General features: G+C 70.9%; 23 protein-coding genes. 15 read left to right on the top strand and 8 right to left on the bottom strand.

The genetic code is table 11. The features are described 5' to 3' along the window. Positions 1-2: 2 nt before the first annotated feature. On the top strand, positions 3-881 hold the full coding sequence (gene bla, locus AC3A6Y_RS11915; RefSeq protein WP_487868431.1) for a class A beta-lactamase: 879 nt from the start codon (positions 3-5) through the stop codon (positions 879-881). A gap of 45 nt (positions 882-926) precedes the next feature. On the opposite strand, the gene AC3A6Y_RS11910 is transcribed toward bla, so the two are convergent. From AC3A6Y_RS11910 to AC3A6Y_RS11880, 7 genes are all read right to left on the bottom strand, one after another. Further along, a complete protein-coding gene (locus tag AC3A6Y_RS11910) occupies positions 927-1,913 on the bottom strand; it encodes a tripartite tricarboxylate transporter substrate binding protein (RefSeq protein WP_487868430.1) in 987 nt (328 codons plus the stop codon). A gap of 94 nt (positions 1,914-2,007) precedes the next feature. Next, on the bottom strand, positions 2,008-2,229 hold the full coding sequence (locus tag AC3A6Y_RS11905; protein WP_106554674.1) for a hypothetical protein: 222 nt from the start codon (positions 2,227-2,229) through the stop codon (positions 2,008-2,010). A 67-nt stretch (positions 2,230-2,296) separates the two neighbouring features. Next, on the bottom strand, positions 2,297-3,370 hold the full coding sequence (locus AC3A6Y_RS11900) for a patatin-like phospholipase domain-containing protein (protein WP_487868429.1): 1,074 nt from the start codon (positions 3,368-3,370) through the stop codon (positions 2,297-2,299). Next, complete coding sequence (locus tag AC3A6Y_RS11895) at positions 3,367-4,389, bottom strand: acyltransferase family protein (RefSeq protein WP_487868428.1); 1,023 nt, start codon at positions 4,387-4,389, stop codon at positions 3,367-3,369. Before AC3A6Y_RS11895 ends, AC3A6Y_RS11900 begins: the two co-directional genes overlap by 4 nt. A gap of 27 nt (positions 4,390-4,416) precedes the next feature. Continuing rightward, positions 4,417-6,774 (bottom strand): Tex family protein, encoded by a 2,358-nt coding sequence (locus tag AC3A6Y_RS11890; RefSeq protein WP_487868427.1) that lies wholly within the window; start codon positions 6,772-6,774, stop codon positions 4,417-4,419. Positions 6,775-6,927: 153 nt separating this feature from the next. Further along, positions 6,928-8,202, bottom strand: coding sequence for a type II toxin-antitoxin system HipA family toxin (locus AC3A6Y_RS11885; RefSeq protein WP_487868426.1), 1,275 nt, complete (start codon positions 8,200-8,202; stop codon positions 6,928-6,930). An 8-nt stretch (positions 8,203-8,210) separates the two neighbouring features. Beyond that, a complete protein-coding gene (locus AC3A6Y_RS11880) occupies positions 8,211-8,546 on the bottom strand; it encodes a helix-turn-helix transcriptional regulator (RefSeq protein WP_487868425.1) in 336 nt (111 codons plus the stop codon). 114 nt (positions 8,547-8,660) lie between these two features. Between AC3A6Y_RS11880 and AC3A6Y_RS11875 the strand changes: the two genes are divergently transcribed. The 13 genes from AC3A6Y_RS11875 (at position 8,661) to AC3A6Y_RS11815 (ending at position 20,451) form a co-directional block, all read left to right on the top strand. Further along, positions 8,661-9,221, top strand: coding sequence for a DUF2239 family protein (locus AC3A6Y_RS11875; protein ID WP_487868424.1), 561 nt, complete (start codon positions 8,661-8,663; stop codon positions 9,219-9,221). A gap of 134 nt (positions 9,222-9,355) precedes the next feature. Then, positions 9,356-10,702 (top strand): MATE family efflux transporter, encoded by a 1,347-nt coding sequence (locus tag AC3A6Y_RS11870; protein ID WP_487869049.1) that lies wholly within the window; start codon positions 9,356-9,358, stop codon positions 10,700-10,702. A gap of 153 nt (positions 10,703-10,855) precedes the next feature. Further along, complete coding sequence (locus tag AC3A6Y_RS11865) at positions 10,856-11,173, top strand: BufA1 family periplasmic bufferin-type metallophore (RefSeq protein WP_487868423.1); 318 nt, start codon at positions 10,856-10,858, stop codon at positions 11,171-11,173. Positions 11,174-11,201: 28 nt separating this feature from the next. After that, positions 11,202-11,678 carry a DoxX family protein gene (locus AC3A6Y_RS11860; protein ID WP_487868422.1) on the top strand — a complete coding sequence of 159 codons (477 nt, stop codon included), beginning with the start codon at positions 11,202-11,204 and terminating at the stop codon, positions 11,676-11,678. A 14-nt stretch (positions 11,679-11,692) separates the two neighbouring features. Then, a complete protein-coding gene (locus AC3A6Y_RS11855) occupies positions 11,693-13,024 on the top strand; it encodes an NAD(P)/FAD-dependent oxidoreductase (protein WP_487868421.1) in 1,332 nt (443 codons plus the stop codon). Positions 13,025-13,034: 10 nt separating this feature from the next. Continuing rightward, complete coding sequence (locus AC3A6Y_RS11850) at positions 13,035-13,817, top strand: 3-hydroxybutyrate dehydrogenase (RefSeq protein WP_487868420.1); 783 nt, start codon at positions 13,035-13,037, stop codon at positions 13,815-13,817. Positions 13,818-13,835: 18 nt separating this feature from the next. Next, positions 13,836-14,987 carry a patatin-like phospholipase family protein gene (locus AC3A6Y_RS11845; RefSeq protein ID WP_487868419.1) on the top strand — a complete coding sequence of 384 codons (1,152 nt, stop codon included), beginning with the start codon at positions 13,836-13,838 and terminating at the stop codon, positions 14,985-14,987. Next, positions 14,984-15,937 carry a YeeE/YedE thiosulfate transporter family protein gene (locus tag AC3A6Y_RS11840; protein WP_487868418.1) on the top strand — a complete coding sequence of 318 codons (954 nt, stop codon included), beginning with the start codon at positions 14,984-14,986 and terminating at the stop codon, positions 15,935-15,937. The genes AC3A6Y_RS11845 and AC3A6Y_RS11840 overlap by 4 nt, the downstream gene beginning before the upstream one ends. Before the next feature lie 86 nt (positions 15,938-16,023). After that, positions 16,024-16,881: an MNIO family bufferin maturase gene (bufB, locus tag AC3A6Y_RS11835; protein WP_487868417.1), complete on the top strand. Its 858-nt coding sequence runs from the start codon at positions 16,024-16,026 to the stop codon at positions 16,879-16,881. Beyond that, entirely contained in the window at positions 16,865-17,638 is a 774-nt protein-coding gene (locus AC3A6Y_RS11830) for an HvfC/BufC family peptide modification chaperone (RefSeq protein ID WP_487868416.1), read from the top strand. Before bufB ends, AC3A6Y_RS11830 begins: the two co-directional genes overlap by 17 nt. Then, entirely contained in the window at positions 17,635-18,363 is a 729-nt protein-coding gene (locus tag AC3A6Y_RS11825; protein WP_487868415.1) for a response regulator transcription factor, read from the top strand. The genes AC3A6Y_RS11830 and AC3A6Y_RS11825 overlap by 4 nt, the downstream gene beginning before the upstream one ends. Positions 18,364-18,379: 16 nt before the next feature. Continuing rightward, a complete protein-coding gene (locus tag AC3A6Y_RS11820) occupies positions 18,380-19,369 on the top strand; it encodes a sensor histidine kinase (RefSeq protein WP_487868414.1) in 990 nt (329 codons plus the stop codon). Then, positions 19,366-20,451, top strand: coding sequence for a PAS domain-containing protein (locus AC3A6Y_RS11815; protein WP_487868413.1), 1,086 nt, complete (start codon positions 19,366-19,368; stop codon positions 20,449-20,451). Before AC3A6Y_RS11820 ends, AC3A6Y_RS11815 begins: the two co-directional genes overlap by 4 nt. Here the strand turns inward: AC3A6Y_RS11815 and AC3A6Y_RS11810 are convergent. Beyond that, the gene (locus tag AC3A6Y_RS11810; RefSeq protein WP_487868412.1) at positions 20,400-25,697 is read right to left on the bottom strand and encodes a sensor histidine kinase; all 5,298 of its coding nucleotides are present in this window, start codon (positions 25,695-25,697) and stop codon (positions 20,400-20,402) included. The genes AC3A6Y_RS11815 and AC3A6Y_RS11810 overlap by 52 nt on opposite strands. 201 nt (positions 25,698-25,898) lie before the next feature. Between AC3A6Y_RS11810 and AC3A6Y_RS11805 the strand changes: the two genes are divergently transcribed. After that, the gene (locus AC3A6Y_RS11805; RefSeq protein ID WP_487868411.1) at positions 25,899-26,408 is read left to right on the top strand and encodes a cupin domain-containing protein; all 510 of its coding nucleotides are present in this window, start codon (positions 25,899-25,901) and stop codon (positions 26,406-26,408) included. Positions 26,409-26,478: the final 70 nt, after the last annotated feature.

Below are 26,478 nucleotides of genomic sequence, written 5' to 3'. Positions count from 1 at the left end.
TCATGATCCATCGACGTCAATTCACCGGCGCCCTTCTTCTTCCGCTGGCCGCCGCCTCCTTCGACCTTCGCGCCGAGAGCCGTCCCGGCCTTGCGCGGCAACTCGCCGAGATCGAGAACAAGGTCGGCGGCCGGCTCGGCGTCCACGTGCTCGACACCGCGGACGGCCGGCGCGCCGGCCATCGCCAGGACGAGCGCTTCGCGCTGTGCAGCACCTTCAAGTTCCTGGCCGCCGCGCTGGTGCTGGCGAGGGTGGACCAGGGCCAGGAGCGGCTGGATCGAAGGGTCGTCTATTCGCGCGACGAACTCGTGACCTATTCGCCCGCGACCGAGAAGCACGCCGGCACGGACGGCATGACCATGGCCCAGCTGTGCGAGGCCGCTGTCACCCTGAGCGACAACACGGCCGGCAACCTGATGCTTGCGAGCTTCGGCGGACCCGCAGGCCTCACCGCCTACATGCGCTCGCTGGGCGACACGCACACGCGGCTCGACCGCATCGAGCCCGGCCTCAACGAAGCCCGCGCCGGGGACCCCCGCGACACCACCACGCCCGCCGCGATCGTGGGCGCCATGCAAAAGATTCTCTTGGGCAATGCCCTCCAACCCGCTTCGCGCGCCCGCCTGCTGCAATGGCTGGACGACAACAAGACCGGCGGCCAGCGCATCCGCGCCGGACTGCCCGCGGAATGGAAGGTGGGCGACAAGACTGGCACGGGCGAGAACGGCGCAACCAACGACATCGCGATCCTGCGGCCGCCGGGGCGCGCGCCCATCCTGCTGTCGGTCTACCTGACGCAGACCAAGGCGTCGATGGCCGATCGGAATGCGGCCCACGCCGCCGTCGCCGCCGCGGCCGCCGCCTGGGTCACCGGCGCCTGACGAAGCGCCCGTCGACTCGGCATCGGGCGCGCACCCTCCCCGCGCTCACTCGGCCTTCACGCCCGCCGTCCGGATGACCTTGCCCCACTTCTCGGTCTCGGCCGCGATGAAGGCATCGAACTCTTCCGGCGTGCTGCCGGCCGGGAAGGTGCCCATCGCGTCGAGCTTCGCGCGGGTCTCGTCGCTCTTGATGATCCGCGCCAGTTCTTCCGACATCCGCTTGACGATCTCGCGCGGCGTGCCCGCCGGCGCCAGCATCCCGGCCCAGGTGCTGCCGGTGAAGCCCGCGAAGCCCTGTTCGATGAAGGTGGGCACCTCCGGCACGGCCGGCAGCCGGCGGTCGCTGGCCACGCCGATCAGGCGCACCTTCCCGGCCTTTCCCTGATTGATCAGCCCGGTCGGTGCGTCGAAGAAGAGCTGGATCTGCCCGCCCAGCAGGTCCGTCAGCGCCGGCACTGCGCCGCGGTACGGGATGTGAGTCATGTAGGTCTTCGTCAGCGATTTCCACAGCTCGCTGGTCAGGTGCGCGGCCGAGCCGTTGCCCGAGGAGCCGAAGCTGATCTTGCCGGGATGCGCGCGCGCATAGTCGATCAGCTCCTTCGCGGTCTTGAAGGGCGCGTCGTTGTTCACCGCTGCCAGCAGCGGCGAGATGCCCAGCAGGGAGACGCCGACGAGGTCCTTTTTCGGGTCGTAGGGCAGCTTGGGGTAGAGCGTGGTGTTGGCCGCGTAGGCCGCGATCACCACGCCGAAGGTGCTGCCATCGGGCGCCGACTTGGCCAGCGCATCCACGCCGATCAGGCTGTTGGCGCCGGGCTTGTTGTCGATCACCACCGGTTGGCCCAGCCGCGCTGCGAGGCCGGGCTGCACCAGGCGCGCCATCTGGTCGGTGAAGCCGCCGGGTGTGTAGGGGACGATGATGCGGATCGGCTTGTTGGGCCAGGGCGATTGGGCGAAAGATGGTGCGGCGATCGAGACCGCCGCGGCGGTGGCCGCGCGGTGGAAGGCGCGGCGAGACATGAGGCTGGGTGACATGGGATTTTCCGGTTCAGCGGCCATTCTGTGAGGCCGGCCGGGGCTTGGCGCTCGGGGTTTGCCCCCGCCGAGGAGGGAGCGGGGTTCCTTGCGCTCAGCCCTTCCTGCCGCCGAACACCACCAGCGCCCCACCCACCACGATCGCGGCCACGCCGGCCCAGGTGGGGAAGCTGATGGTCTCTTTTTCCTTCACCGACAGCTCGATCGGTCCGATCTTGGCCTGGTGCGTTTCCTTGGTGAAGCTGAAGCCGCCCAGGCCGATGGCGGCGATGCCGGCGACGATCAGGATCAGGCCGATGATTCGTGTTGCGTTCATGGTGTCGTGCTTCCCCGTGGTTCGAAGTAGAGAAGCCCGACTGTAGCCGCCGCGCGGCCGGCGCCGGTCAGAGCGGCTGCACGTCCGCCACCGGGCTGCCCCGGTGCAGCCACTCGGCCAGCTCGTCCGCCAGCCGGCGCGCCTCCTGCGCGGCGATGCCCCAGGCCTTGATGCGGCCTGCCTGGTCGTTGCCGTAGTGCAGGAAGTCGTTGCGGTCGGGCAGCTTGCCATTCGGCAGCTTGCGCACCCACTCCGGATCGGGCGCCAGCACCACTGCGCGCTCCAGAAAGCGCGTGGGCTTGTGACGCCACTTGAGCCCCTTGTCCAGCCAGCCCGGCACCACCGCCTTCTGAAAATGCGGATACAGCACCACGCCGTCGGCATTGCCGTAGTTCAGGTGCAGGTGGTAGTCGGTGATGCCGCCGTCCCAATAGGCGCCGGGTGGCGCGCCCGGAATGTCGTGCACCGCCTCCAGCATGAAGGGGATCGAGCACGACGCCTGCAGCGCGAGCTCGAAGTTGGTCTCGGCCAGCACCACCTGCCGCGTGCGGAAGTCCTGCGTGCCGAAGGGCAGCGCCGCGCCGGGGCTGGAGAAGACCACGCGCTCCAGCCAGGCGCCCAGGCCCTTGCGATGCACGCTGTTGGTGATGAAGGCGCCCAGATAGCCGGCCGGCGTGCGCGCCCTGCCCTCGCGCCCGAGGATGTGGCGCCCGCGCGCGGTGATCACGTGCAGCCGATAGCGTGGATGCGCAAGCACCTCGCGCGTGCGGCCGCCGTAGAAGTCGCGCAGCCCCTCGCCGAACTTCGCGCTGACCTGTTGCGCACTCATGCGCTTCTGCCCCGCCGGCACCTCGAAATGCTGGTGGATGTAGCCGTGCTCGAACCGATCGAAGGCCGTCTTCGGATCGCTCAGGCAGGCATTGGCCAGCCGCCACGCGCCGATGGAAGCGCCGACCAGGTCCACGGGCTGCATGGACTGCGGCAGCCAGTCGCCGAAAAGAAAGCGGTCGATGGGCCCGAGCACCAGCCCCTTGGGGCCGCCGGCCGCACCGGGCACGGTGCGCACGTCCTGCGGTGACAGGCCCTGCGCGGCAATGTGCGCACGCGCCGCCGGGCCCGCATGAATGCGCAGGGCCTTCACCGCTTGCCGACGAGCACGCCCAGCCCCAGGGCCTGCAGCAGCCAGCCGATGCCCAGGCCACCCGCCAGCGTGGCCGCGACCACCGCGAAGAGGCCCCACGGCCCGCCGTGGGAAACGGCGAAGGCGGTGAAGCCCGTGCTCTTGCTCACCTCCAGCATGGCGACGTTGGCCACGTAGATGGCGAAGGTGTTGCGGCCCACGAAGGCGACGGTGCGGCCCAGCACCCCCGGCCGCCGCAGCGGCGCGCGGTCGGCCGCGACGGCGCTCATCAGCAGCAGCAGCGAGGCCAGCGTCACGGTCAGCGCCAGGTAGGCCGAGTGCTCGGCGAAGAGCCGGCTCTCGATCGGTGCCGCGAGCAGCAGCAGCACGGCGACGAGGCCCAGGCCCGGCTTGCGGCCGAACTCGCCGCGCGCCAGCGCGATGCCCATGGCCACGTAGGGAATCCAGTAGATGAAGAGCCGGTCGCCGACGGCCGAGATCCACCGGTTCTCGAACAGCCAGTAGCCCGCGGCCACGTTCAGCGCCACGCCGGCGGCGATCACCGGCAGGGTCGGCGCCTCCGCCACCCATCGGCGCAGCAGCGGAAAGAGCAGCGTGAGCTGGAACAGGATCACGAAGTAGTACTGCCCCGACCACCCATAGCCCCCGAACCAGCCACCCACGATGGTGTGCAGCGGCGTGGCGTCCCAGCGCCCGTCGTAGAACTTCTCGATGTAGAGCAGCGTCCAGGCGATGTAGGCGACGCCCAGCTCGACCAGCCGCTGCCCGAGGTAGGCCAGGTGCGTCTCGGGCGCGCGGCGTGCCAGCGCCTTCTCGAGGTAGTAGGCCCACAAGCCGATGAAGACCGGCACGCCGAAGCGGTACACGTCCTCGAAGGGCAGGCCCGCATGGATGCAGACCACGCCGACGATGGCGGCGGCCTTCAGGTAGTCCGCGTTCAGGTCGCGGGTGCCGGCCGCCGCGGCGGACTGCGCCGGCAGCCCGTCGGCGCGCCGGGCCAGGTGGCGGCGATCAGGCATGCGCACTTCCCATTCCTGTGATCCTTCCTATGACTTGCGCAGGCCCTGCAGCTTGGCGAAGGCACTGGCCATCTGGCCCGCCGGCTGCGGCGCGTTGTCGCGGCGCGGACCCTGCTGGCCGCGCCCTGCTCCTTCGAAGCGGTTCTCGCGCGGGCCGTCGCGCCGGCCGGGCGCTGCGTCCAGCTTCATCGAAAGGCCGATGCGCTTGCGCGCCACATCCACTTCCATCACCTTGACCTTGACGATGTCGCCGGTCTTCACCACCTCGCGGGCGTCGTTGACGAACTTGTGCGACAGCTGGCTCACGTGCACCAGGCCGTCCTGGTGAACGCCCAGGTCGACGAAGGCGCCGAACTGGGCCACGTTGCTCACCGTGCCCTCGAGCACCATGCCCTCGACCAGGTCCTTGATGTCCTCGACGCCTTCGTTGAAGCGTGCCACCTTGAAGTCCGGGCGCGGATCGCGGCCCGGCTTCTCGAGCTCGCCCAGGATGTCCTTGACGGTGATCACGCCGAACTTCTCGTTGGCGAAGAGCTCGGGCTTCAGCGTCTTGAGCATCTCGGCGCGGCCCATCAACGCATCGATGGGGGTGCCGGTCTTCTCGATCATCTGCTCGACCACCGGGTAGGTCTCGGGGTGCACGCCCGTCATGTCCAGCGGATTGGCGCCGCCGCGGATGCGCAGGAAGCCCGCGCTCTGCTCGAAGGTCTTGCCGCCGAAGCCCGTGACCTCCAGCAGCTGCTTGCGCGTCGAGAACGCACCGTTGGCCTCGCGCCAGCGCACCACCGCCTTGGCCACGCCCGCCGACAGGCCCGAGACGCGCGACAGCAGCGGCACGCTCGCGGTGTTGAGGTCGACGCCCACGGAGTTCACGCAATCTTCCACCACGGCGCCCAGGGTGCGGGCCAGCTCGCTCTGGTTCACGTCGTGCTGGTACTGGCCGACGCCGATGGATTTGGGGTCGATCTTCACCAGCTCGGCCAGCGGGTCCTGCAGGCGGCGGGCGATGCTGGCGGCGCCGCGCAGGCTCACATCCACGTCAGGCATTTCCTGCGAGGCGAACTCGCTGGCGGAGTACACCGAGGCGCCGGCCTCGCTCACCACCACCTTCTCGACCTTCAGCGGCGGCGCGCCGGCCTGCTCGGCCATCTTCGCCAGCAGCTTGATCAGGTCGGCCGCCAGCTTGTCGGTCTCGCGGCTGGCGGTGCCGTTGCCGATGGCGATCAGGTTGACCCCGTGCTTGGCGCACAGCTTGCCCAGCGCGTGCAGCGAGCCTTCCCAGTCGCGCCGCGGCTCGTGCGGGAACACGGTGCCGGTGTCGACCAGCTTGCCGGTGGCATCGACCACCGCGACCTTCACGCCGGTGCGGATGCCCGGGTCCAGGCCCATCACGACGCGCGGGCCGGCGGGTGCGGCCAGCAGCAGGTCGCGCAGGTTGTCGGCGAAGACCTTGATGGCGACCTTCTCGGCCTCCTCGCGCAGCCGCGAGAACAGGTCGCGCTCGGTCGACAGCGAAAGCTTCACGCGCCAGGTCCAGGCCACGCACTTGCGGATCAGGTCGTCGGCGGCGCGGCCTGCATGGCTCCAGCCCAGGTGCAGCGCGATCTTGCCTTCGGCGATCGAGGGCTTGCCGGGCTCGGGCTCGACGGGCAGCACCAGCTTGGCGTCGAGGATGTCCAGCGCCCGGCCGCGAAACACGGCCAGCGCGCGGTGCGAGGGCACGCGGCCGATGGGCTCGTCGTAGTCGAAGTAGTCGCGGAACTTGGCGACGTCGGCGTTGTTCTCGTCCTTGCCCGCCATCAGGCTGGACTTGAACAGGCCCTCGGCCCACAGCCATTCGCGCAGCCGCTGCACCAGCGCGGCATCCTCGGCCCAGCGTTCGGAGAGGATGTCGCGCACCCCGTCGAGCACCAGCTGCACGGTGGAGAAATCCAGCCCGTCGGCGGCCGGCTTGACGAAGGCCGCGGCCTCCTCGGCCGGGTTCAGCGTCGGGTCTGCGAAGAGCTTGTCGGCCAGCGGCTCGATGCCTGCTTCGCGCGCCATCTGGCCCTTGGTGCGGCGCTTGGGCTTGTAGGGCAGGTAGAGGTCTTCCAGCTCCTGCTTGGTCGGTGCGGCATCGATCGCAACGCGCAGCTCGGGCGTGAGCTTGCCCTGCTCCTCGATGCTCTTGCGCACCGCCGCGCGCCGCTCTTCGAGCTCGCGCAGGTAGGCAAGGCGCGCCTCGAGCTCACGCAGCTGAACGTCGTCGAGGCCGTCGGTGGCCTCCTTGCGGTAGCGGGCGATGAAGGGGACGGTGGCACCTCCGTCGAGCAGATCGACGGCGGCCTTCACCTGGTGCTCGCCGACCTTGATCTCGGCGGCGAGCTGGCGAATGATTTTCTGCATGGATGGGAAAAGGTGCCTGGATAACCGCGGGCGTGGCGCCTCGGGTCGAGAGAAGAGAAATCGGAAGCGTAGAAGTTTGCCATAGCGCCATTTCGCTGGTCCCGCGCCCGCGCCCGCCCCAATGACAGCTTGCAACAACTCGGTGGACGGGACTCAGATGGGCTCCGGCGGTGCATCCCTGTAGAAGGACTGCGGCAAGATGGCTTGCTCGAGAGACTCGAGGTCGTCTTTGCTCACACCCCTCTCGGCGTAGAAGTCCCGCCAGCCTTGCACGACCTTCAGCATGGAGTCGAGCTCGTGGCGCGCCTGCGCGACGCCAAGACCGAACGCATCGCACCGGGACAGCAGGTTGTAGCGCCCCGCAGAGCGGCCGAACTTCCCGACGGTCAGGGCAAGGTCTCGTTGCTCCAAGGAGAGCAGCGGCTTGGGAACGATGTCGTAGGCCGGCGAGAGGCGCCAGCCCTCATGCGTGCGCAACATGGCGTGATTGCGCGGGTGGTCGTCGTTGTTGGTGACCATCGCGTTGAAGAGCATCCGCTTGTAGAGCTCGAGTCGGTCCTCGTCGGGCTTGCGGGACCAGCGGCGCAGTTCGTCGGCCAAGAGCGGATACGACCAGCGCTCACGGCCGAAGTACCCATCTTCCGCGTCGAGCACCGTGAGCCCGGACACGAGGCCGTAGCGCAGATACGCCTTGGCCTCGGGCGCCCATTCCCGATCGAAACGCTCGAGCAGGAGCGCCTCTTTGGCCCCCACCGATTCCATTCGAGTACCGCACACCTTGAGTCCAGCCGCGCGGGCAAGCTCGAGCGTCGCGTACTCGATCCGCTGCATGTTCTGCCTGTCGCCTTTTTCGGGCAACTTTGCCAGCCAGATCTTGTTGCCGTCTTCCAGCGTGACCTTCGGACGCGCGCCTCCCATGCTGGTGCCGGGTTCCAGTTTTTCGAGGACCTCGTGAGGCAGGCGACCATCTTCCTCCAACTTCTCCGCAGCGGCGACGAGCGCTTCGAGCTGATGGGTGCGATTGAAGGGGCGCCGCTCCTTGGGCGGCTCCACCTGCGTCCCGAAGCTCAGATTGCCGGCGCCGTCGTCGGGGCCGTTCAAAAGGTATTCCATCTCCTGGATGTCCTGCTCTGGGCGCTGCAGCTTGGCTTGAATGACGCGGCGCCCCCATGCGTCGGGGCTCGCGTCCCGCACGGCGCCAGGCACCCCCTTGAGCTTGGTGAACTTGAGTGGCCGGGATGTCAGACCCAGATGGAAGGCATCCAGGGCCACGACGTCCTTGCGTTCGAGGAACCGGCGGCCGTACTGGAAAGTACCCTCGTAGACACCGGTGGAGACTTCGGCCACCGTCAGCCTGGCGCAGGTGACCGTCTCGAAGGTACCGGGGAGCTGGATGTAGACGAAGCAAGATCGTTCGGGGGCGGGCATGGGGCGGCTCAAAAGTCGTTGTCGATGGCGGTCGAGTGGCGCACGCGCTGTGGCTGGTTCGCTGCCTCCAGCACCTTGCCGTGTTCGTCCTGCTCTGGGTCCGCCAGCGCCGCGGCGGAGTCCAACAGACCCAGCTTCCATAGAACCGAAAAGAGCGTACCCACGGCTGTGGCGGATGAGCCACTTTCGATGGCGTAGACGGTCTTGCGGCTGATGCCGCTGGCCTTTGCCAGTTCGTCTTGCGTCATGCGCCGACGAATACGGGCAAGCTGAATCTTCTCGCCGAGCTTGCGCGCCGCCTCGGTGACTTCATATGGAAGCGCTTGAACTCGGCGAGTGGGCATTTTGTGACTCGTTATGACGCTTAAAGAGTAGCATTTTACCCATCGATGGAGCAAAGTGCAAACTTTCACCCGGGTCAATTGAAAGCCACGTTTTGCCCGGGTATTATTAGCCCCATGTCATCTCTCGTTACCGAATCCACCGTTACCGCCTTTGCGGGCGTGACGCGCATCGAAGCGGGTCCGCAGGCCGAAGTGATCGCCCGGCTGCGCTCGCACCCCGAGGCAGCGCAAGCCCTCGTTTTCAACGACAGCACGGGCGAGCGGCTCGAGCTCGACCTGCGTGATGCCGGGCCGGGCGCGCAGCAAGCATCCGACGAACAGGCCACCCGCGGCGTCGGCCGCCCCAAGCTCGGCGTGGTCGCGCGCGAGGTCACGCTGCTGCCGCGCCACTGGGACTGGCTCAGCCGTCAGCCCGGCGGCGCCTCGGTGGCGCTGCGCCGGCTCATCGACGAGGCGCGCCGCGTGCATGCCGATCGCGATGCCCAGCGCGCCTCGCGCGAAGCCGCCTATCGCTTCATGAGCGCGATCGCGGGCGACCTGCCCGGCTTCGAGGAGGCGGCGCGCGCGCTGTTCGCCGGCGAGGGCACGCGCTTCGCGGAACTCGTCGCTGCGTGGCCTGAAGACGTGCGCGCCTACCTGCAGAAGCTGGCGGCCGCGGCGTGGAGCGGCCAATGAACCGCGCCTTGCCTGTCCAGCCGATGGAGCCCGAGAACGTCGAACACGCCGGCGAGGTCGTCGCCCCGCCGGCGGCGGTGGCCGACCCGGTGCCGCCGCCGATCGCTCCCAGGGCCGATCCGCGCGCCGCGGCCATGGCCTCGCGCCCGCTGTGGAAGACCTTCCTGATCTTCCTCGCGCCCATGCTGCTGAGCAACATCCTGCAGTCGCTCTCGGGCACGCTCAACAACGTCTACCTCGGCCAGATGATCGGCGTGGGCGCGCTGGCGGCGGTGTCCAGCTTCTTCCCGGTGATGTTCTTCTTCATCGCCTTCACCATCGGCCTGGGCGCCGGCGCCTCGGTGCTGATCGGCCAGGCCTGGGGCGCGCGCGAGCCCGAGAAGGCGCGCGCGGTGGCCGGCACCACGCTCACGGTGGGCGTGCTGTTCGCGCTGTGCGTCGCGGTCTTCGGCGGCGCGTTCACGCAGCCGATGCTGGCCGCTCTGGGCACGCCGCCCGACATCCTGGCCGACGCCACGCGCTACGCACGCATCATCCTGATCGCGATGCCGGGCCTGTTCGTCTTCCTGCTCTCCACGGCCATGCTGCGCGGCGTGGGCGACACGGTGGCGCCGCTCTACACCTTGATCATCTCGACCCTGCTGGGCCTGGCCATCACGCCGGCGCTGATCCGCGGCTGGTTCGGCCTGCCGCAGCTGGGCGTCACCAGCGGCGCCTGGGCCACGGTGATCTCCTTCGTGGTCGCGACCACGTGGCTGGGCTTTCATCTGCGGCGCAAGAAGAGCCCTCTGGCGCCCGATGCGGCCTTCGTGCGGCACCTGCGCGTGCGGCCGGCGATCCTGAAGGCGGTGCTGAAGGTGGGCGTGCCCACCGGCGTGCAGATGATCGTGGTCTCGCTGGCCGAGCTCGCCCTGCTCTCCTTCGTCAACGCCTACGGCTCGGAGGCGACCGCGGCCTACGGCGCGGTGAACCAGGTGGTGGCCTACGTGCAGTTCCCCGCCATCTCGATCGCCATCGCCGCCTCGGTACTGGGGGCGCAGGCCATCGGCGCCGGCCAGGTCAAGCGCCTGGGCGCCATCGCCCGCACCGCGCTGATGATGAACGTGGTGCTCACCGGCGGCCTGGTGCTGCTGGGCTACCTGTTCTCGCGGCCGCTGATGGGCTTTTTCATCACCAGCGAGCCGGTGATCGAAGTGGCGCAGACCCTGTTGCACATCATGCTGTGGAGCACCGTCATCTTCGGCATGGGCGCGGCGCTGTCGGGGATCATGCGCGCCAGCGGCTCGGTGCTGGTGCCGACCTCCATCTCGATCTTCTGCATCGCGCTGATCGAAGTGCCGGTGGCGTGGTGGCTGAGCCACCGCATGGGGCTCAACGGGATCTGGGTGTCGTACCCCGTGGCGTTCGCGGCGATGCTGACGCTGCAGGCCGGCTACTACCGCTTCGTATGGCGCAAGAAGGCCATCCGCAGGCTGATCTGAAGAGCGCGGGCCGGCCGTGATCGATTCGTGAATCTTCGTTGATGGACGCGTGAACCGAGGAAGCCAGACTGGCTTCCAGGACGGAACAGCGATGCGGCAGTCGCATCGAGACCGTCCCACCTCGCTTCACCCAACCATCGACAGGAGATTCACATGACCGCGAACCACCACCAACGCATCCACGGCGCCATTGCCAGCCTGCTCGCCCTGGGCCTGGCCGCCGCCACCACCGGTGCCATGGCGCAGAAGGCGCAGACCGAGAAATGCGCCGGCATCGTCAAGGCCGGCCAGAACGATTGCGGCACCAGCAAGGGCTCCTGTGCGGGGACGTCCACCATGGACCGCGATCCGGAGGCGTGGATCTATGTCGCCAAGGGCACGTGCGCGCGCATCGCCGGCGGCATGGTGACCAACAAGCCCGAAAACGTGCATGGCGGCGCCGCGGCCGTCGCTGCGCCCAAGAAGGGCTGAGGAGAAGATCGTGCAAGGCACGGCTTCCATGCCCGCCGCCCATGCGCCCCACGCCGGCCCGGCACGCCGCGTGGCCAGCCGGATGGGCAGCGCACACCGCGGCCTGCAGGCGCTCGCGCCGCTGGCCGACCTCGCGGTGCGGCTCTTCGTCGCCGCCGTCTTCTTCAAGGCGGGACTGACCAAGATCGCGACCTGGAGCTCCACGCTCGCGCTGTTCGAGAACGAGTACGCGGTGCCGCTGCTCTCCCCCGAGTCGGCGGCCTGGCTGGGCACCGGCATCGAGCTGCTGTTTCCGGTGCTGCTCGCGATCGGGCTGGGGGCGCGCTTCTCGGCCGCGGTGCTGTTCGTCTTCAACATCGTCGCCGTGATCTCCTACCCGGACCTCGGCGCGGTGGGGCTGCGCGATCACCAGACCTGGGGCCTGCTGCTGCTGGTGAGCCTGCTGCACGGGCCGGGAGCCATCTCGTTCGACCACCTGATCGGCCGCCGCATCGGCCACCGCTGAAACCGGAGCGCCCCATGTCCGAAGACAGGAACATCGTCATCGTCGGCGGCGGCTTCGCCGGCACGACCCTGGCGCGCGCGCTGGCGCCGCGCCTGCCGCAGGGCTGGCGCGTGGTGCTGGTCAGCGAGGAGAGCTACACCACCTTCAACCCGATGCTGGCGGAGGTGGTGGGCGCCTCGGTGTTCCCCGAGCACGTGGTGGCGCCGATCCGCCAGATGCTGCGGCCCGGCGAGACCAGCCGCTTCGTCATGGGGCGCGTGACCGGCGTCGACGCCGAACGCCGCCGCGTGCAGGCGCAGACGCTGGCAGGCCCGCTGGAGATCGCCTACGAGCACCTGGTGCTGGCCTTCGGCACGCGCGCCCACCTGGGCCTGGTGCCCGGGCTGGAGCAGCACGCACTGCCGCTCAAGCTGGTCGGCGACGCCCTGTTCATCCGCAACCGGGTGCTGCAGCGCATCGCGCGCATCGAGCTCGAGCACGACCCGGCCGAGCGCCGGCGGCTCGGCCACTTCGTGGTGATCGGCGGCGGCTTCTCCGGCGTCGAGGTGGCCGGCGCGCTGGCCGACTTCCTGCGCAGCGCCGCGCGCTACTACCCGCAGGTGCGGCCCGAGGAACTGCAGGTCAGCGTGATCGAGGGCGGCGAGCGGCTGCTCGCCGAGCTGCCCGACTCGCTGGGCCATGCCGCCGCGCGCTCGATGCGCGGGCGCGGCATCGCGGTGCGGCTCAACGCACTGGCCGCCGAGGTCGATGCCGACGGCGTTCGGCTCACCGGGGGCGAGCGGCTCCGCGCCGCCACCGTGATCTGCACGATCGGCACCCGGCCCAACCCGCTGCTCGATGCCCTGTCCTTGCCCCGACTGCGCGGACGCATCCAGACCGAGCCCGACCTGTCGGTCTGCGGCTCGCCGCAGCTCTGGGCCCTGGGCGATTGCGCGCTGGTCCACAACCGCGCAACGCGGCAGTTCGCGCCGCCCACCGCGCAGTTCGCCGTGGCCCAGGCACGCGCGCTGGCGCGCAACCTGCTGGCGCGCATCGAGGGCCGGCCGACGCAGGCCTTCGGCCATGTGTCCAGGGGCATGATGGCCACCACCGGCCATCTCAAGGGCGTGGCGAGCGTCTTCGGCCTGCGCCTGCAAGGGCTTCCGGCCTGGCTGCTGTGGCGCGCCTACTACCTGTCGCGCATGCCCACCGCCGGCCGCAAGCTGCGCATCTGGATCGAGTGGACGTGGAGCATGCTGTTCGCGGCCGACATCACCCACCTGCGCTTCACGCGCACCGGAGAGGCCGACGCGGAGCACCCCGCGGCCGCCGGCGAAGCGCTTTCCCGCATCCAACCGCAACCCTGAGGAGAGCACCATGCTCAAGCAGAAATCCGCCATCGTCACCGGCTCCACCAGCGGCATCGGCCTGGGCATCGCCCGCGGCCTCGCCGGCCGCGGCGCCGACATCATGCTCAACGGCTTCGGCAACCCGGTGGAAGTCGAGTTCACGCGCGGCGAGATGCAGCGCCAGTTCGGCGTCAAGGTGCGCTACAGCAGCGCCGACATGAGCCGGCCCGAGCAGGTGCGCGACATGATCGCGGCGGCCGAGCGCGAGTTCGGCAAGGTCGACATCGTGGTCAACAACGCCGGCATCCAGCACGTGGCGCCCATCGAGGATTTCGCCGACGACAAATGGGACGCGGTGATGGCCATCAACCTCTCCTCGGCCTTCCACGTGATCAAGGCCGTCACGCCGGGCATGAAGGCGCGCCGCTTCGGCCGCATCATCAACGTCGCCTCGGCGCACGGGCTCACCGCCTCGCCCTTCAAGTCCGCCTACGTGGCGGCCAAGCACGGCTTGATCGGGCTGTCGAAGACGGTGGCGGTGGAGCTGGCGGAATTCGGCATCACCTCCAACACCATCTGTCCCGGCTACGTGAAGACGCCGCTGGTGGAAAGGCAGATCGCCGACCAGGCCAAGGCGCACGGCATTTCGCCCGAGCAGGTGGTGCGCAACGTGATGCTCTCGCACCAGGCGCGCAAGTCCTTCATCGAGGTGGAGGAGCTCGCCGCGCTGGCCGTGTTCCTCGCCTCCGACGCGGCGGCATCGATGACCGGCTCCGCGCTGGCCATGGACGGCGGCTGGACGCTGCACTGAAGGCCGGAGCGCATCGTCATGGCCAACGCAACGAAGCAGCCCGCCGCCGGCCGCGGCGATCCCAAGGCCGCGCTGCCCGGCCAGGTGGTGCTGGTGCTGCAGGGCGGCGGCGCACTCGGCGCATACCAGGCCGGGGTGTACCAGGCACTGCACGAGGCGGGCATCGAGCCCGACTGGGTGATCGGCACTTCCATCGGCGCCATCAACGCCTCGCTCATCGCCGGCAACGCGCCGCGGCACCGCATGGAGCGGCTCGACACCTTCTGGAACATGATGCAGGCGTACGCGCCCGGCGCGCGCTTCCCCGACTGGATGGGCCTGGGCAACCTGGTGTCGAACATGGCGACGGTGATGCGCGGCATTCCCGACTTCTTCACGCCCAACCTGCATGCGCTGCGCGGCTCGGCCGCGCCGCTGGGGGTGGAGACGGCTTCCTACTACAGCACGGCGCCGCTGCGCGGCACGCTGGAGTCGCTGGTCGACTTCGAGTACCTGTGCGAGTGCCACACGCGCATGACGGTGGGCGCGGTCAACGCCTGCAGCGGCGAGATGCGCTACTTCGACACCCGCAGGGAACGCCTGGGCGTCGACCATGTCATGGCCTCCGGCGCGCTGCCGCCGGCCTTTCCGGCGGTGCGCATCGACGGCCAGCCCTACTGGGACGGCGGCATCTACTCCAACACGCCCATCGAGGCCGTGCTCGACGACAAGCCGCGCCGCGACTCGCTGATCTTCGCGGTCAACGTCTGGCACCAGACGGCCCCCGAGCCCGAGTCGATCTGGCAGGTGATGGCGCGCCAGAAGGACATCCAGTACGCCAGCCGGGCCGACAGCCACATCGCACGGCAGAAGCAGATCCATCGGCTGCGCCACGTGATCCGCGAGCTGCACCGGCAGATTCCCGCGTCGCGGCGAGCAGACCCGAAGGTGGCCTCGCTGGCGGCCTGGGGGTGCGGGACCACCATCCACGTCGCCCATCTGCTGGCGCCGCGCGTCGAGGGCGAGGACCACACGAAGGACATCGACTTCACGCCCGCCGGCATCCGCACGCGCCGGCAGGCCGGCCATGCCGACACGATGCGGATGATCCAGCGCGCACCCTGGCACCAGGCGCACGCCGATCCCATCGAGGGCGTGATCGAGCATCACGGTGCCGGAGCGCTGACATGAGCCCGATGCTCGCGGGCCTGGGCTTCGCGCTCGCCGCACTGTGCGCGGGCGTGATGGGCTTCGCCATCCAGCGCGGTGGCACCTGCACCGTGGCGGCCGTCGAGGAGATCGTCGACAAGCACAGCGCGCGCCGGCTGCTTGCGCTCGGCGAGGCCTCGCTGTGGGTGGCCGGCGGCCTGCTGCTGGCGCAGGCGATGCACATGCTGCCGGCGCTGGCGGCGGGCCATGCGCTCAGCGGCTGGACGGTTGCGGGGGGCGCGCTGCTGGGCCTCGGCGCCTGGGTCAACCGCGCCTGCGTGTTCGGCGCCATCGCGCGGCTGGGTTCGGGCGAGTGGAGCTATGCGTTGACGCCGCTGGGCTTCTACCTGGGCTGCCTGAGCGTGGGGCCCCTGTTCGGCGCGGCGCTGCAGCCGCCGCTGCCGCAGGGCTCGCCGGTGCTGCAGGCGCCGGCCTGGGTGGCCGTGCTCTTCCTTGCGTTCGCTGCCTGGCGGGTGCTGCTGCCGCTGCGGATGCCCGGTGCGCGGCGCGCCCTGGCCGCGCGCATCTGGTCGCCGCACGCGGCCACCACCGTCATCGGCATCAGCTTCGTGCTCATGCTGCTGGTGGCGGGCGCCTGGGCCTACACCGACGTGCTGGCCGAACTGGCGCGCGGCATGGCCGCGAGCCTCGCGGCGCGAGGCGCGCTGTTCGCGGCCCTCCTGCTGGGCGCCGTCTGGGGCGGCTGGAGCGCCGGGCGCTGGCGCAGCAGGGGCATCAGCGCGGCGCAGTGCCTGCGCTGCCTGGCCGGCGGCCTGCTGATGGGCTGGGGCAGCTTGTTGATCCCCGGCGGCAACGACGGGCTGATTCTGGTGGGCATGCCGCTGCTGTGGCCCTATGCCTGGGTCGCCTTCCTCTTGATGTGCCTCACCATCGGCGCGGCCCTGCTGCTGGCGCGGCGAACCCGGCCCTGATGCGCCGGGCGCAATCTTCACGATTTGGTCACGGGCGCCGCCACCCCGCGGCACCTGCCTAGAATTTCCAGCACCAGGAGGGCAGCATGCGACATCCGCATTCCCCGTTGGCCGGACGCACCGGCATCGGCCTTCGGCCCGAGCACTGGCGCGCCTTCGCGGAGACGCGGCCGTCCGTGGGCTTCGTCGAGGCGCACAGCGAAAACTACTTCGGCCGCGGCGGCAAGCCGCTGCACTTCCTGCAGCTCGCGCGCGAGAGCCATGCACTCAGCCTGCACGGCGTGGGCCTTTCCATCGGCTCCATCGACCCGCTGTGCGAGACCCATCTCGCGCGCCTGGCCGAGCTGGTGCGCATGCTCGAGCCCACGCTGGTCTCCGAGCACCTGTGCTGGAGCTCGGTGGGCGGCATCCACGCCAACGACCTGCTGCCCCTGCCCTACACCGAGGAGGCGCTGGCGCACGTGGTCGCGCGCGTGCAGCGCGTGCAGGACTGCCTCGCACGGCCGATCCTGCTGGAGAACCTCTCGGCCTACCTCGACTACGCCCAGTCGACCATGCCCGAATGGGAATTCCTGGCCGAGGTGGCGGCGCGAAGCGGCTGCGGGCTGCTGCTGGACATCAACAACATCCACGTCAGCGCCCACAACCTCGGCTTCGATGCGCTCGGCTACATCGAGGCCATCCCGCGCCACGCGGTGCAGGAAATGCACCTGGCAGGCTTCACGCGCAACCGGCTCGACGACGGCGCCGAGGTCCTGATCGACACGCACAGCGCCCCGGTCGACGATGCGGTGTGGGCGCTCTATGCGGCGGCGCTGGAGCGCTTCGGCCCGGTGCCCACGCTGGTCGAATGGGACGCCGAACTGCCCCCGCTGCCGGCCCTCGTGGCCGAGGCAGCCAAGGCCGGCGCGATGATGGAGGCTCGCCATGCTTGCCCTGCCTGACACCCAGGTCCGCGTGATGAACGCGCTGCTGCGGCGCGGCGATCCGGCTGCCGCGGTGCCCCTGGTGCGCGCCAGCGCCCTGCCCGCCGAGCGAAGGCTGGCGATCTACCGCAACAACATGGTGCAGAGCCTGGTGGCGGCCCTGGCCGCCGTCTACCCCGTGACCGAGCGGCTGGTGGGCAGCGTCTTCTTCCGCCAGGCCGCCAAGGCCTGCATCGGCATCCATCCCTCGCGCTCCGGGGACCTGCACGACTTCGGCGCCGACTTCCCGGCCTTCCTGCGCGCCTGGGCGCCGGCGGCCGCGCTGCCCTACTTGCCGGATGTGGCGGCGCTCGAATGGGCGGTGCACCGCGCCTATCACGAGGCGGCACTCCCGCCTCTGCCGCTCGCCCGGTTCATCGGGGTGCCGCCGCACGCGCAGGCCGGCCTGCGCCTGCTGCTGCAGCCGTCGGCGCGATTCGTGTCCTCGCCCTACCCGGTGCTGCGCATCTGGCAAATCAACCAGGCCGGCGCCGACGAGGCCGATACGGTCTCGCTGGACGAAGGCGGCGTGCGGCTGCTGGTGCTTCAGCAGGCGCTGGAGATCGTCTTCCTGCCGCTCGATGCCGCCGAGGACCACTGGCTCCGCGCCCTGGCCGATGGCGCCGGGCTGGGCCAGGCCAGCGCCTGTGCCTTCGACCTCGACCCGGCCTTCGACCTGGCGTCCACGATGGCTCGCCACCTGGCGCTGGGACTCTTCACGGAGCTGTTGTCGTGAGCCGCACTCCAGTGCCCCGCCGCGTGCTCGTTGCGGAGGACGATCCGGACATCGGCCGCCTGGTCACGCTCCAGTTGGCAGAGCTCGACTGCGAATGCCGCCTCATCGCCGATGGCCTGGGCGCGCTGGCCGAGGGCGAGGCCGGGAACTACGACCTGGTCATCCTCGACCTCATGCTGCCGCGCATGGACGGCCTGCAGATCTGCCGCCGCCTGCGCGCCCTGCCGCGCTACACGCCGATCCTGATGCTGACGGCCAAGTCCTCCGAGCTCGACCGCGTGCTGGGCCTGGAGCTGGGCGCCGACGACTACCTGACCAAGCCCTTCAGCATGCTCGAGCTGGCGGCCCGCGTGAAGGCGGTGTTCCGCCGCGCCGACCACCAGCAGGCCGCGGCCGAGCGCCTGCAGCAGGCCGAGCAGGCCATCGAGGCCGGCAGCCTGCGCATCGACCTCCAGCGCCACGAGGCGCTGCTCGACGGCCGCCTGCTGGACCTCACGGCCAAGGAGTTCGAGCTGCTCGCCTACTTCGCGCGCAGCCCGGGCCGGGTCCACACGCGCGCGCAGCTGCTCGACCAGGTCTGGGGCTACAGCCACAGCGGCTACGAGCACACCGTCAACTCCCACATCAACCGCCTGCGCAACAAGATCGAGCGCGATCCGGGCAACCCCGACTACATCCAGACCGTGTGGGGCGTCGGCTACAAGTTCGCCGATCCGCGCAGTTGAAACGGGCGCCGCCGCCGTGGACAGCCTCTACATGCTGATCGTCGGCGCCGCCCCGGCCGCGCTGGCGGCGCTGGCCATCTACTGGCGCTTCTCACGGCGCCTCAGGCGCCTGGCCGATGCGGTCGAGGCCGGCGCGCAGCTCGGCTGCCGGCAGCCGCTGCGGGTGCCGGGCGCCGACGCGCACGGCGACGAGATCCAGCGTCTGTCGGCGCACGTCGAGCGCATGTCGGGGCGCATCGGCGAGCAGGTGGCGGAACTCGAGCGCAACGCAAGCCGGCGCCGCGAGCTGCTGGCGAACGTGTCGCACGACCTGCGCACGCCGCTGGCCTCCATGCGCGGCTACCTGGAGCTGCTGCTCCTGCGCCACGGCAGCCTGCCGGCCGAGGAGGAGCGCAACTACCTGGAGACCGCGGTGCGACACAGCGAACGGCTGGGGCGGCTGGTCGACGACCTGTTCGCGCTGAGCCAGCTGGAAGGCGACGAGGCGCAGCCGCAGCCCGAGGCCTTCGCGCTGGCCGAGCTGGCGCAGGACGTGGCGCAGAAGTTCGCCCTCGACGCGCAGCGGCGCGGGATCGCGCTGCGGGCCGAGGCCGGCGAGGCCCGGGCCGCCGGCGTGCGCGCGCTGGCCGACATCGGCATGGTCGAGCGCGTGCTCGAGAACCTGCTGGACAACGCCCTGCGCCACACGCCGCCGGGCGGCACCGTGAGCATCGAGTGCGGCCGCGATGCGCAGCGCGCCCGCGTGGCCGTGCGCGACACCGGCTGCGGCATCGCGGCCGACCAGCTGCCCGGCATCTTCGAGCGCTACGACCATGCCGACCGCGCACTGCCCGGCGGCCGCGGCGGCCTCGGCCTGGCGATCGCACGGCGCATGGTGCGGCTGCACGGCGGCGAGCTGGCGGTCAGCAGCGTCGAAGGCGAAGGCGCCTGCCTGAGCTTCGACCTGCCGCTCGCGCCGGCCGCGGCGGCTTCCGCGGCGCGCATCACGGAGGGAGTCGGCGCATGAGCTCATCCATCGGCATTGCAGCACTGCTGGTTCTCGCCCTTTTGGCCTGGCTGGCCCTCTCGGCCGCGCGCCGCGCCGCACGCCGCCGCGACGCGTGGAACGCCAGGCTGGCGCAGCTGGAACGGCAGCTGGCCGAGCAGCACGGTGCGCTCGAGCGCGCCGAGGCCTCGCGCGCCGCCGCCGAGGCCGAGCTGCGCGCCGGCGAGGAGCGCTATGCCGCCGCCCTGCGCGGCAGCCAGGACGGCATGTGGGACTGGGACCTGGCCTCGGGCCGCGTGCAGCTCTCGCCGCGCTGGAAGAGCATGCTGGGCTTCGAGGCGCACGAGCTCGCCGACGACCTGCAGGGCTGGCGCTCCCGCGTCCATCCCGAGGACCGCGCTGCGCTCGACGAAGCCCTGGCACGTCCGCTGGCGAGCGGCTCCGCCCAAAACGGCGCGCGCTTCGAGCATGAGCTGCGCCTGGTGCACAAGGACGGCAGCGTGCGCTGGGTCTTGTCGCGCGCAGTCGCGCTCCGGCGCGCCGGCGGCGCCGCCTACCGCGTCATCGGGCAGGACACCGACGTGACGCAGCTGCGCCGCGTCTCCCACGTGCTGCAGGCGGTGGCCGACGGCACGGCCGGCGCCGTCGGCGAGGCCTTCTTCCCGGCCATGGTGCGGCACTTCGCGCAGGCGCTCGGCCTGGACTGCGCCTTCGTCGCCGAATGCGCCGACCAACCACCGACGCGGGTGCGCACGCTGGCCTACTGGTCCGACGGCACGCTCAAGGACAACATCGAGTTCGCCCTGGCCGGCACCCCCTGCGAAGCCGTGGTGCACACCGAGCAACCTGCACTGCACCGCTGCGGCCTGGCTCGGATGTTCCCGCGGGAGGCCGGCTGGGAGTCCTACCTGGGCCTGCCGATCGTCGCCAGCGACGGCCGCATGCTGGGCCACCTGGCCTTCCGCCATCGTGCGCCGCTGGGCGACGACGTGCTGGTCGACGCGGTCTACCGCATCTTCCTCGCGCGCGCTGCGGCCGAGCTGGAGCGCATTCAGGCGCTGGCGCGGCTGCGCCTGGAAGCTTCCGGCGCCGTCGCATCCTGAGCACCGTCCGCCCGCGCCTGCGGCAGGTCGAAGCTGAAGCGGCAGCCCTGGCCGGCGACGCTCTGCACCCGCAGCTCGCCGCCGTGCAGCTCCACGATGCGCTTGGCGATCGCCAGGCCCAGGCCGGCGCCGGCGCGCTCGCGCTCCCGGTCTCCGCGGTAGAAGCGATCGAAGATGAAGGGCAGCGCCGCCTCGGCGATGCCGCCGCCGGTGTCGCCCACGCACGCCGCCACCCGCCCCGCCTCGGCGCGCAGCGACACGCTCACCGTCCCGCCGGCCGGCGTGTGCCGCAGCGCGTTGCCGATCAGGTTGTCGAGCACGCGTTCCACCAGCGCGAGGTCGGCATCGACCGGCGGCACGCCCTGCCCGCCCTCGAAGTGCAGTGCGACCTGCTGCCGGTCGGCCGCGAGCTGGAACTTCTGCAGCACATCGGCCGCCAGCTCGGCCAGCTGGAAGGCCTCGCGCGCCAGCCGCACGCCCTTGAAGTCCAGCTTGGCGAGCTCGAACAGCTCGTCGACCAGCGTCGCCAGGTACTCGCTCTGGCGCAGCGCTATCTCGACGTAGCTGCGCTGCGTGGGCGCCGGCAGTTCGCCGCCCTTCAGCGCGAGCATCTCCAGGTAGCCGCGCAGCGCCGCCAGCGGCGTGCGCAGGTCGTGCGACACGTTGGCGATCAGCTCGCTGCGCAGGTAGACGTTCTCGGCCTCCAGGTCGTCCTTGAGGCGCTGCACCTGGGCCAGGGCCTCGGCCAGCTGCGCCCGCGCCGCCTGGTGCTCGCCGATCTCGCGCCGAAGGCCCTCGAACAGGCGCGCGTTCTCCAGCGCGATGGCGGCCTCGGTGGCGAGCATGCGCACCACCAGGATGCGCTGCGCGGTGAAGGCGCCGGCCAGCTGGCGGTTCTCCAGGTAGAGCACCCCCACGAGGCGCCCCTGCTTCTGCACCGCCACGCACATGGCCGAGCGCGGCCGGTGCTGCCGGATGTAGGGGTCGTTGCCGAAGCGGTCGTCGCCCGCCGCATCGGCCAGCACCACGCTCTCGCCGGTGCGGCGCACGTAGTGCACGATGCCCAGGGGCAGGCTGCGCGATCGCGCCAGCGGCGTGCCGTGCGAGACCGCGGCCTGCGGCGCTTCCGCGGTGTCGGCCGCATGCACCATCGATCCGTCCTCGCCCTCCAGCACCAGGCAGCCGCGCTCGGCGCCGGCGTTCTCGATCGCGATGCGCATCAAGCGCGCCAGCAGCCGGTCGAGCTCGACTTCGGCCGCCACGGCCTGCGCGGCCTTCATCACGCTGTCGAAGTCGAGGCCGTCGCCGTGCCCGCCTGCCGGCAGCGCAGCCGCGACGGGCGGCACGGCCGCCGAGTCCGCCCCCGAAGCGGGCGGCGCCGGACGCAGCCAGGCATGCCGGGCCTCGAGCTGCGCCACCTTGGCCTTCGCGCCCCAGCGCGCATAGCAGTCACGCGCCTCGGCCATGAAGAGCGCGCCGAGCGCGGCCTCCCCGCGCGCGAGCCGCAAGCGCGCATGCAGCTCGTTGGCCAGCGCGCGCAATTGCAGCAGCGCGGGGTGCTGCGCCGCGAACTCGATCGCCTGCTCGTGGAACTTGATCGCGATGAGCTCTTCGCCGTCGATGCGCGACCCTTCCGCAGCCAGCAGCAGCGCCTGGCAGCGGAAGTTCTCGGGGCAGTTCCCGGCCAGCAGCGCGAAATAGGCGCGGGCCTGGCCGATCTGCGCGCGCACTGCCTCCTGCTCGTCGGGTGCGGCCTCGTCATGGGAGGCCGACAGTGCGATCGCGTGCCAGAAGGCATGGGTCACCGGCCAGACGGTGCCGGCCACGTGGTGCACCGTGGCGGCCGCCGCGTGCGCCGCCGCCAGCGCCTCGGCCGGCGTGCCCAGGAGGGTGCCGAGATGCTGCCGGGCCACCGCATGGAAGCTGGCGAAAAAGGGGTTGTCGCGGTAGCGCTGGCGATAGGCCTGCTCGTCGAAGCCCTCGTCCGACAGCGACAGCGGCCCGCGCGTGCAGCCCTGCAGCGCGAGCGCCCATTGCAGCATCAGCTGCGTCGCATCGGCAAAGCCCTGGTTCTTGAGCTTGCGGATCAGCGCCACGTTGGGCGCATGCATCTTCACGAACTGCGCGAGGCTCTCAGAGACGAGAAAGGACGACCAGAGCTCCGTGCCGGCCCCGTAGGCCGCGTAGAGGAAGTCCCCGCTCTCCAGCCCGCTGCGGCAGGCTTCGCGCGCATAGGGAATGCAGCTCGCGAGCGGTTGCCGCCAGAAGTTCACGTGCGCATGGAACTGCTGGTAGATCTTGGCGCGCCGCCGCGTGTCGCCGAAGCGGTGGTTGACCGCCAGCGCCAGCATGCCGAACTCGTAGGCGCTGCGGAAGTCGCCCTGCACCGGGCCGACCGTGATCGCGTGGGTGACGTAGCCGTAGGCCGACTCCTCGGCATTGCCGTGCGTGAGCGACAGCCGCACCAGGATCGCCGAGATCAGCCGCGCGAGCGTCGGGTTGCCGAGGATGAAGGCCGAGGCCCAGATGTCCGTCAGCATGCTCATCACGACCAGGGTTTCCGGATGGTCCATCGCCGGCAGCTCGGCCAGCGCCGCGATGGGCCGGGTGCCCAGCAGCGCGGAGATGCGCTCCATCTCGACGGCCAGCGCGCGTGCGGTGTCGGCGGCGGTCTCGGGCAGCTGCAGGCCGAACGGCGCCAGCCCTGCGCGCGTGTTCGCCAGCGCCTCGGCATAGCGCGCCATGTGCTCGTGCTGCACGCTCTGCAGCCGGTGGACCCTGGCCCGCTCGATGTTCGTCGCGGCGCGGCGAAGGAGCTGCTGGTACTGCGGCTGCGCGGCCTCGAAGCGTCCGCACAGGTACTCGCTCTCCACGGCCTCGAGCTGCAGCGCGAAGCACAGCGCGTGGTCGCTCGCCCATTGCGACTCGTCCAGCAGGTCGAGGCCGGCGCGGAAGAACTCCAGCGCGGCCTCGTGCGCGGTCGACGACTTGGCTTCGCGCCCGGCGCGCAGGTCCAGCCGCGCGACCTCGTGCCGCTCGTCGGGGTCCTCGATCAGCCCGCGCCCGCGGTTGAGATGGTGCGCGATGTCGAACAGCGCCTGCTGCGCCGGCGCTTCGCCCGCGCGTGCGCGCAACAGCCGGCCGATGCGCAGGTGCAGCATGGGCTTGCGCGCCTGCGGGATCAGCGCATAGGCGGCCTGCTGCACGCGGTCGTGCAGGAAGTCGTACGCCGGCGCGTCGTCCTCGTGCGCGGAGGCGGCCTGGGCCTGCGGCGGGACCGGCACGATCAGCCCCGCCGCCATGGCATGGTCCAGATCGTCCGCCACGCTCTCCTGCGGCTGCTCGCAGATCAGCGCCAGCGTGTGCGCATCGAAGCGGTTGCCGATGCAGGCGGCCAGCGTCAGCGCGTACTGCGAGCGCGTCGACAGGCGCTGGATGTTGCGCGTCATGAGCTCGACCACGTCTTCGGCCGGCGGCGCCTGCGCGATGGCCTCGATGCGGTAGCGCCAGCGCTGCGCCGCCGCGTCGAAGCGGAAATGGCCGTCGCGCTCCAGGCTGCGGAGGAACTGGTGCACGAAGAAGGGGTTGCCGCCGGTCTTCTCGAGCACCAGCCGTGCCAGCGGCAGGGCCTCGTCGAGCTCGCCGTGCAGCATGTCGCGCACCAGGTCTGCCAGATCGTCCAGGCGCAGCGGCCCGAGCGCGACGCGCTGCACCGCCACGCCCGCGGCTTTCAGCCCTCGCAGGGCGGGCGCGAGGCGCTGCGTCGCATCGGGCTCGCTGTCGCGGCAGGCGCCGATCAGCAGCAGGCCGCGGATCTCCGGGCCGTCCAGCAGGGGTTCGAGCAGGCCCAGCGTCGCGGCATCGGCCCACTGCAGGTCGTCCAGAAAGACCACCAGCGGATGCGCCGGCTGCGCCACCGCGGCGACGAAGTTCCGGAACACGCGCTGGAAGCGGTTCTGCGCCTCGGGAGGCGCGAGCGGCACGGGCGGCGGCTGCTCGCCGACGATGAAGCAGATCTCGGGGATCACCTGCGCCAGCACGCCGCCGTTGGCGCCCAGCGCCTGCACCAGCACCGCGCGCCAGTGCGCCAGGCGCGCCTCGCTCTCGGTGAGCATCTGCCGCACCAGCTCGCGAAAGGCCTGGATCAGGGCGCCGAAGGGCACGCCCCGCACCACCTGGTCGAACTTGCCCGAAACGAAGTAGCCACCCTGGCCGCGCACCAGCGGCCGGCACAGCGCGAGCACCAGCGCCGTCTTGCCGATGCCCGGATAGCCGTCCACCAGCAGCATCGCGGGCCGCGCCTGCGGCTCGCGCACGCGCTCGCAGGCGGCGCGCAGCAGCGCCTGCTCCGGCTCGCGGCCGTACAGGTGCGCACGGATCGCGAGGCCCTGCGCCGGGTCGCGCAGGCCCGGCACGAAGGGTGCGATGCGGCGCTGCGCCGTCCATTCGCGCGCGCAGAAGGCCAGGTCCTCGGCCAGGCCGGCCGCGCTCTGGTAGCGCTCGTCGGGCGATTTGGCCAGCAGCTTCATCACGATGTCCGACACCGCTTGCGGCAGTCCCGCCACGCGCGCGGCGGGCGCCACCGGCGTGCCGGCGATGTGCGCGTGGATCAGCGCCAGCGCATCGTCGGCCGCGAAGGGCGGCTCGCCGGTCAGCATCTGGTAGAGCAACACGCCGAGCGCGTACAGGTCGCTGCGGTGGTCGGGGGTGCTGCCGGTGCGGCCGGTCTGCTCGGGCGAGGCATGGCGCAGCCGGGCCACGGTGCTCGTGGCGGCGGTGGGCGGCAGCCCTTGCCCGGCCTCGCTGCCCGCTTCCGCGGCATCGAGCAGCCAGGCACCGCCCGACGCACCGTCGCACAGCACGATCTCGGGGCGCAATGCGTGATGGACCCGGCCGCGCCGGTGCAGCTCGGCCAGCGCATGGGCGAGCTGCACGCCGAAGCCGAGGGCCAGCGGCAGCGCCAGGGGGCCGGCCGCCAGGAGCGCGGACAGCGGTTCGCCGCCCGGATCTTCCATGACCAGCGCGAGCCCCGACGGCAGCTCGAACAGGCGCGGCTGCAGCGCTGCGGCGCAGGACAGGCCGGCCATCAGCTCGCACTCGCGGCGCAGGGCTGCGCGCTCGGCGGCGCCGGTCGGCGGCTGCCGTGCGCACTTGAGCAGCACGCGCCGGCCCGCCAGCAGGCCGCGGCCGAGCCGGAAGGCGCCGGCGTCGGCGATCCAGGCATGCACTTCGGGCGTCGGGCTCATCGCGGTCTTCGTCCTCTTCCCATGTCGCGACAGGTGCGCGCTGTGCGCACTGTGCGCCAGATCCGGCCCGGCTGGCAATGCGTGATCAAAGCGTGAACTCCGGCGGACCGCAGCGTGAAGCCCGGCCGCCACAGTGCACTTCGGAGCCGCCGAACGGCGATCCGTCCCTCGTCAACAACCTTCGCCTCCAGGAGATTCACCATGCATATCGCCAATCCCCCGCGCCGCCTGCCGTGGCGCCCCGCCCTGCTCGCCGCGCTCGCCGCCGGTGCCCTCGGCATCCTGGCGCCGGCCGTCCATGCCGGCGAATGCCCGGCCGGCATGGTCGTGGCCGACGGCCAGGGCCAGCCGCCCGGCCCCATGAGCCCCAAGGACGTGACGGACGTGGTGCGCCACAGCACCGACCTGTCGAAGGAGCCGCTGGCGCTCAAGGGCCGCCTGTTCCGCCTGCGTCAGCTCGAGATGAAGCCCGGCGGCGTCGTGCCCTGGCACAGCCACAACGAACGCCCGGCGATGATCTACATCGTCTCCGGCGAGGTGGTGGAGTACGCCAGCAGCTGCGCGGTACCCATCGTGCACCGCGCCGGCGACGTGGCGCCCGAAAAGAACGGCACCTCGCATTGGTGGAAGAACACCGGCAGCACGACCGCCGTGCTGATTTCGGTGGACCTGTTCCCCACCGGCAAGAAGATGGACCCGCACGAGATGTGACATGACGAGCACCTCGCCTTCATTCGCCTCTGCGGGCTGCTGCCGGCGACCGGTCCCGGGCCGGCACTGG

Source organism: Variovorax sp. Soil_C_17, assembly GCF_057657265.1.
Note: the sequence above shows the minus strand (reverse complement) of the source record. Positions and strands in the feature narration are given on the sequence as shown.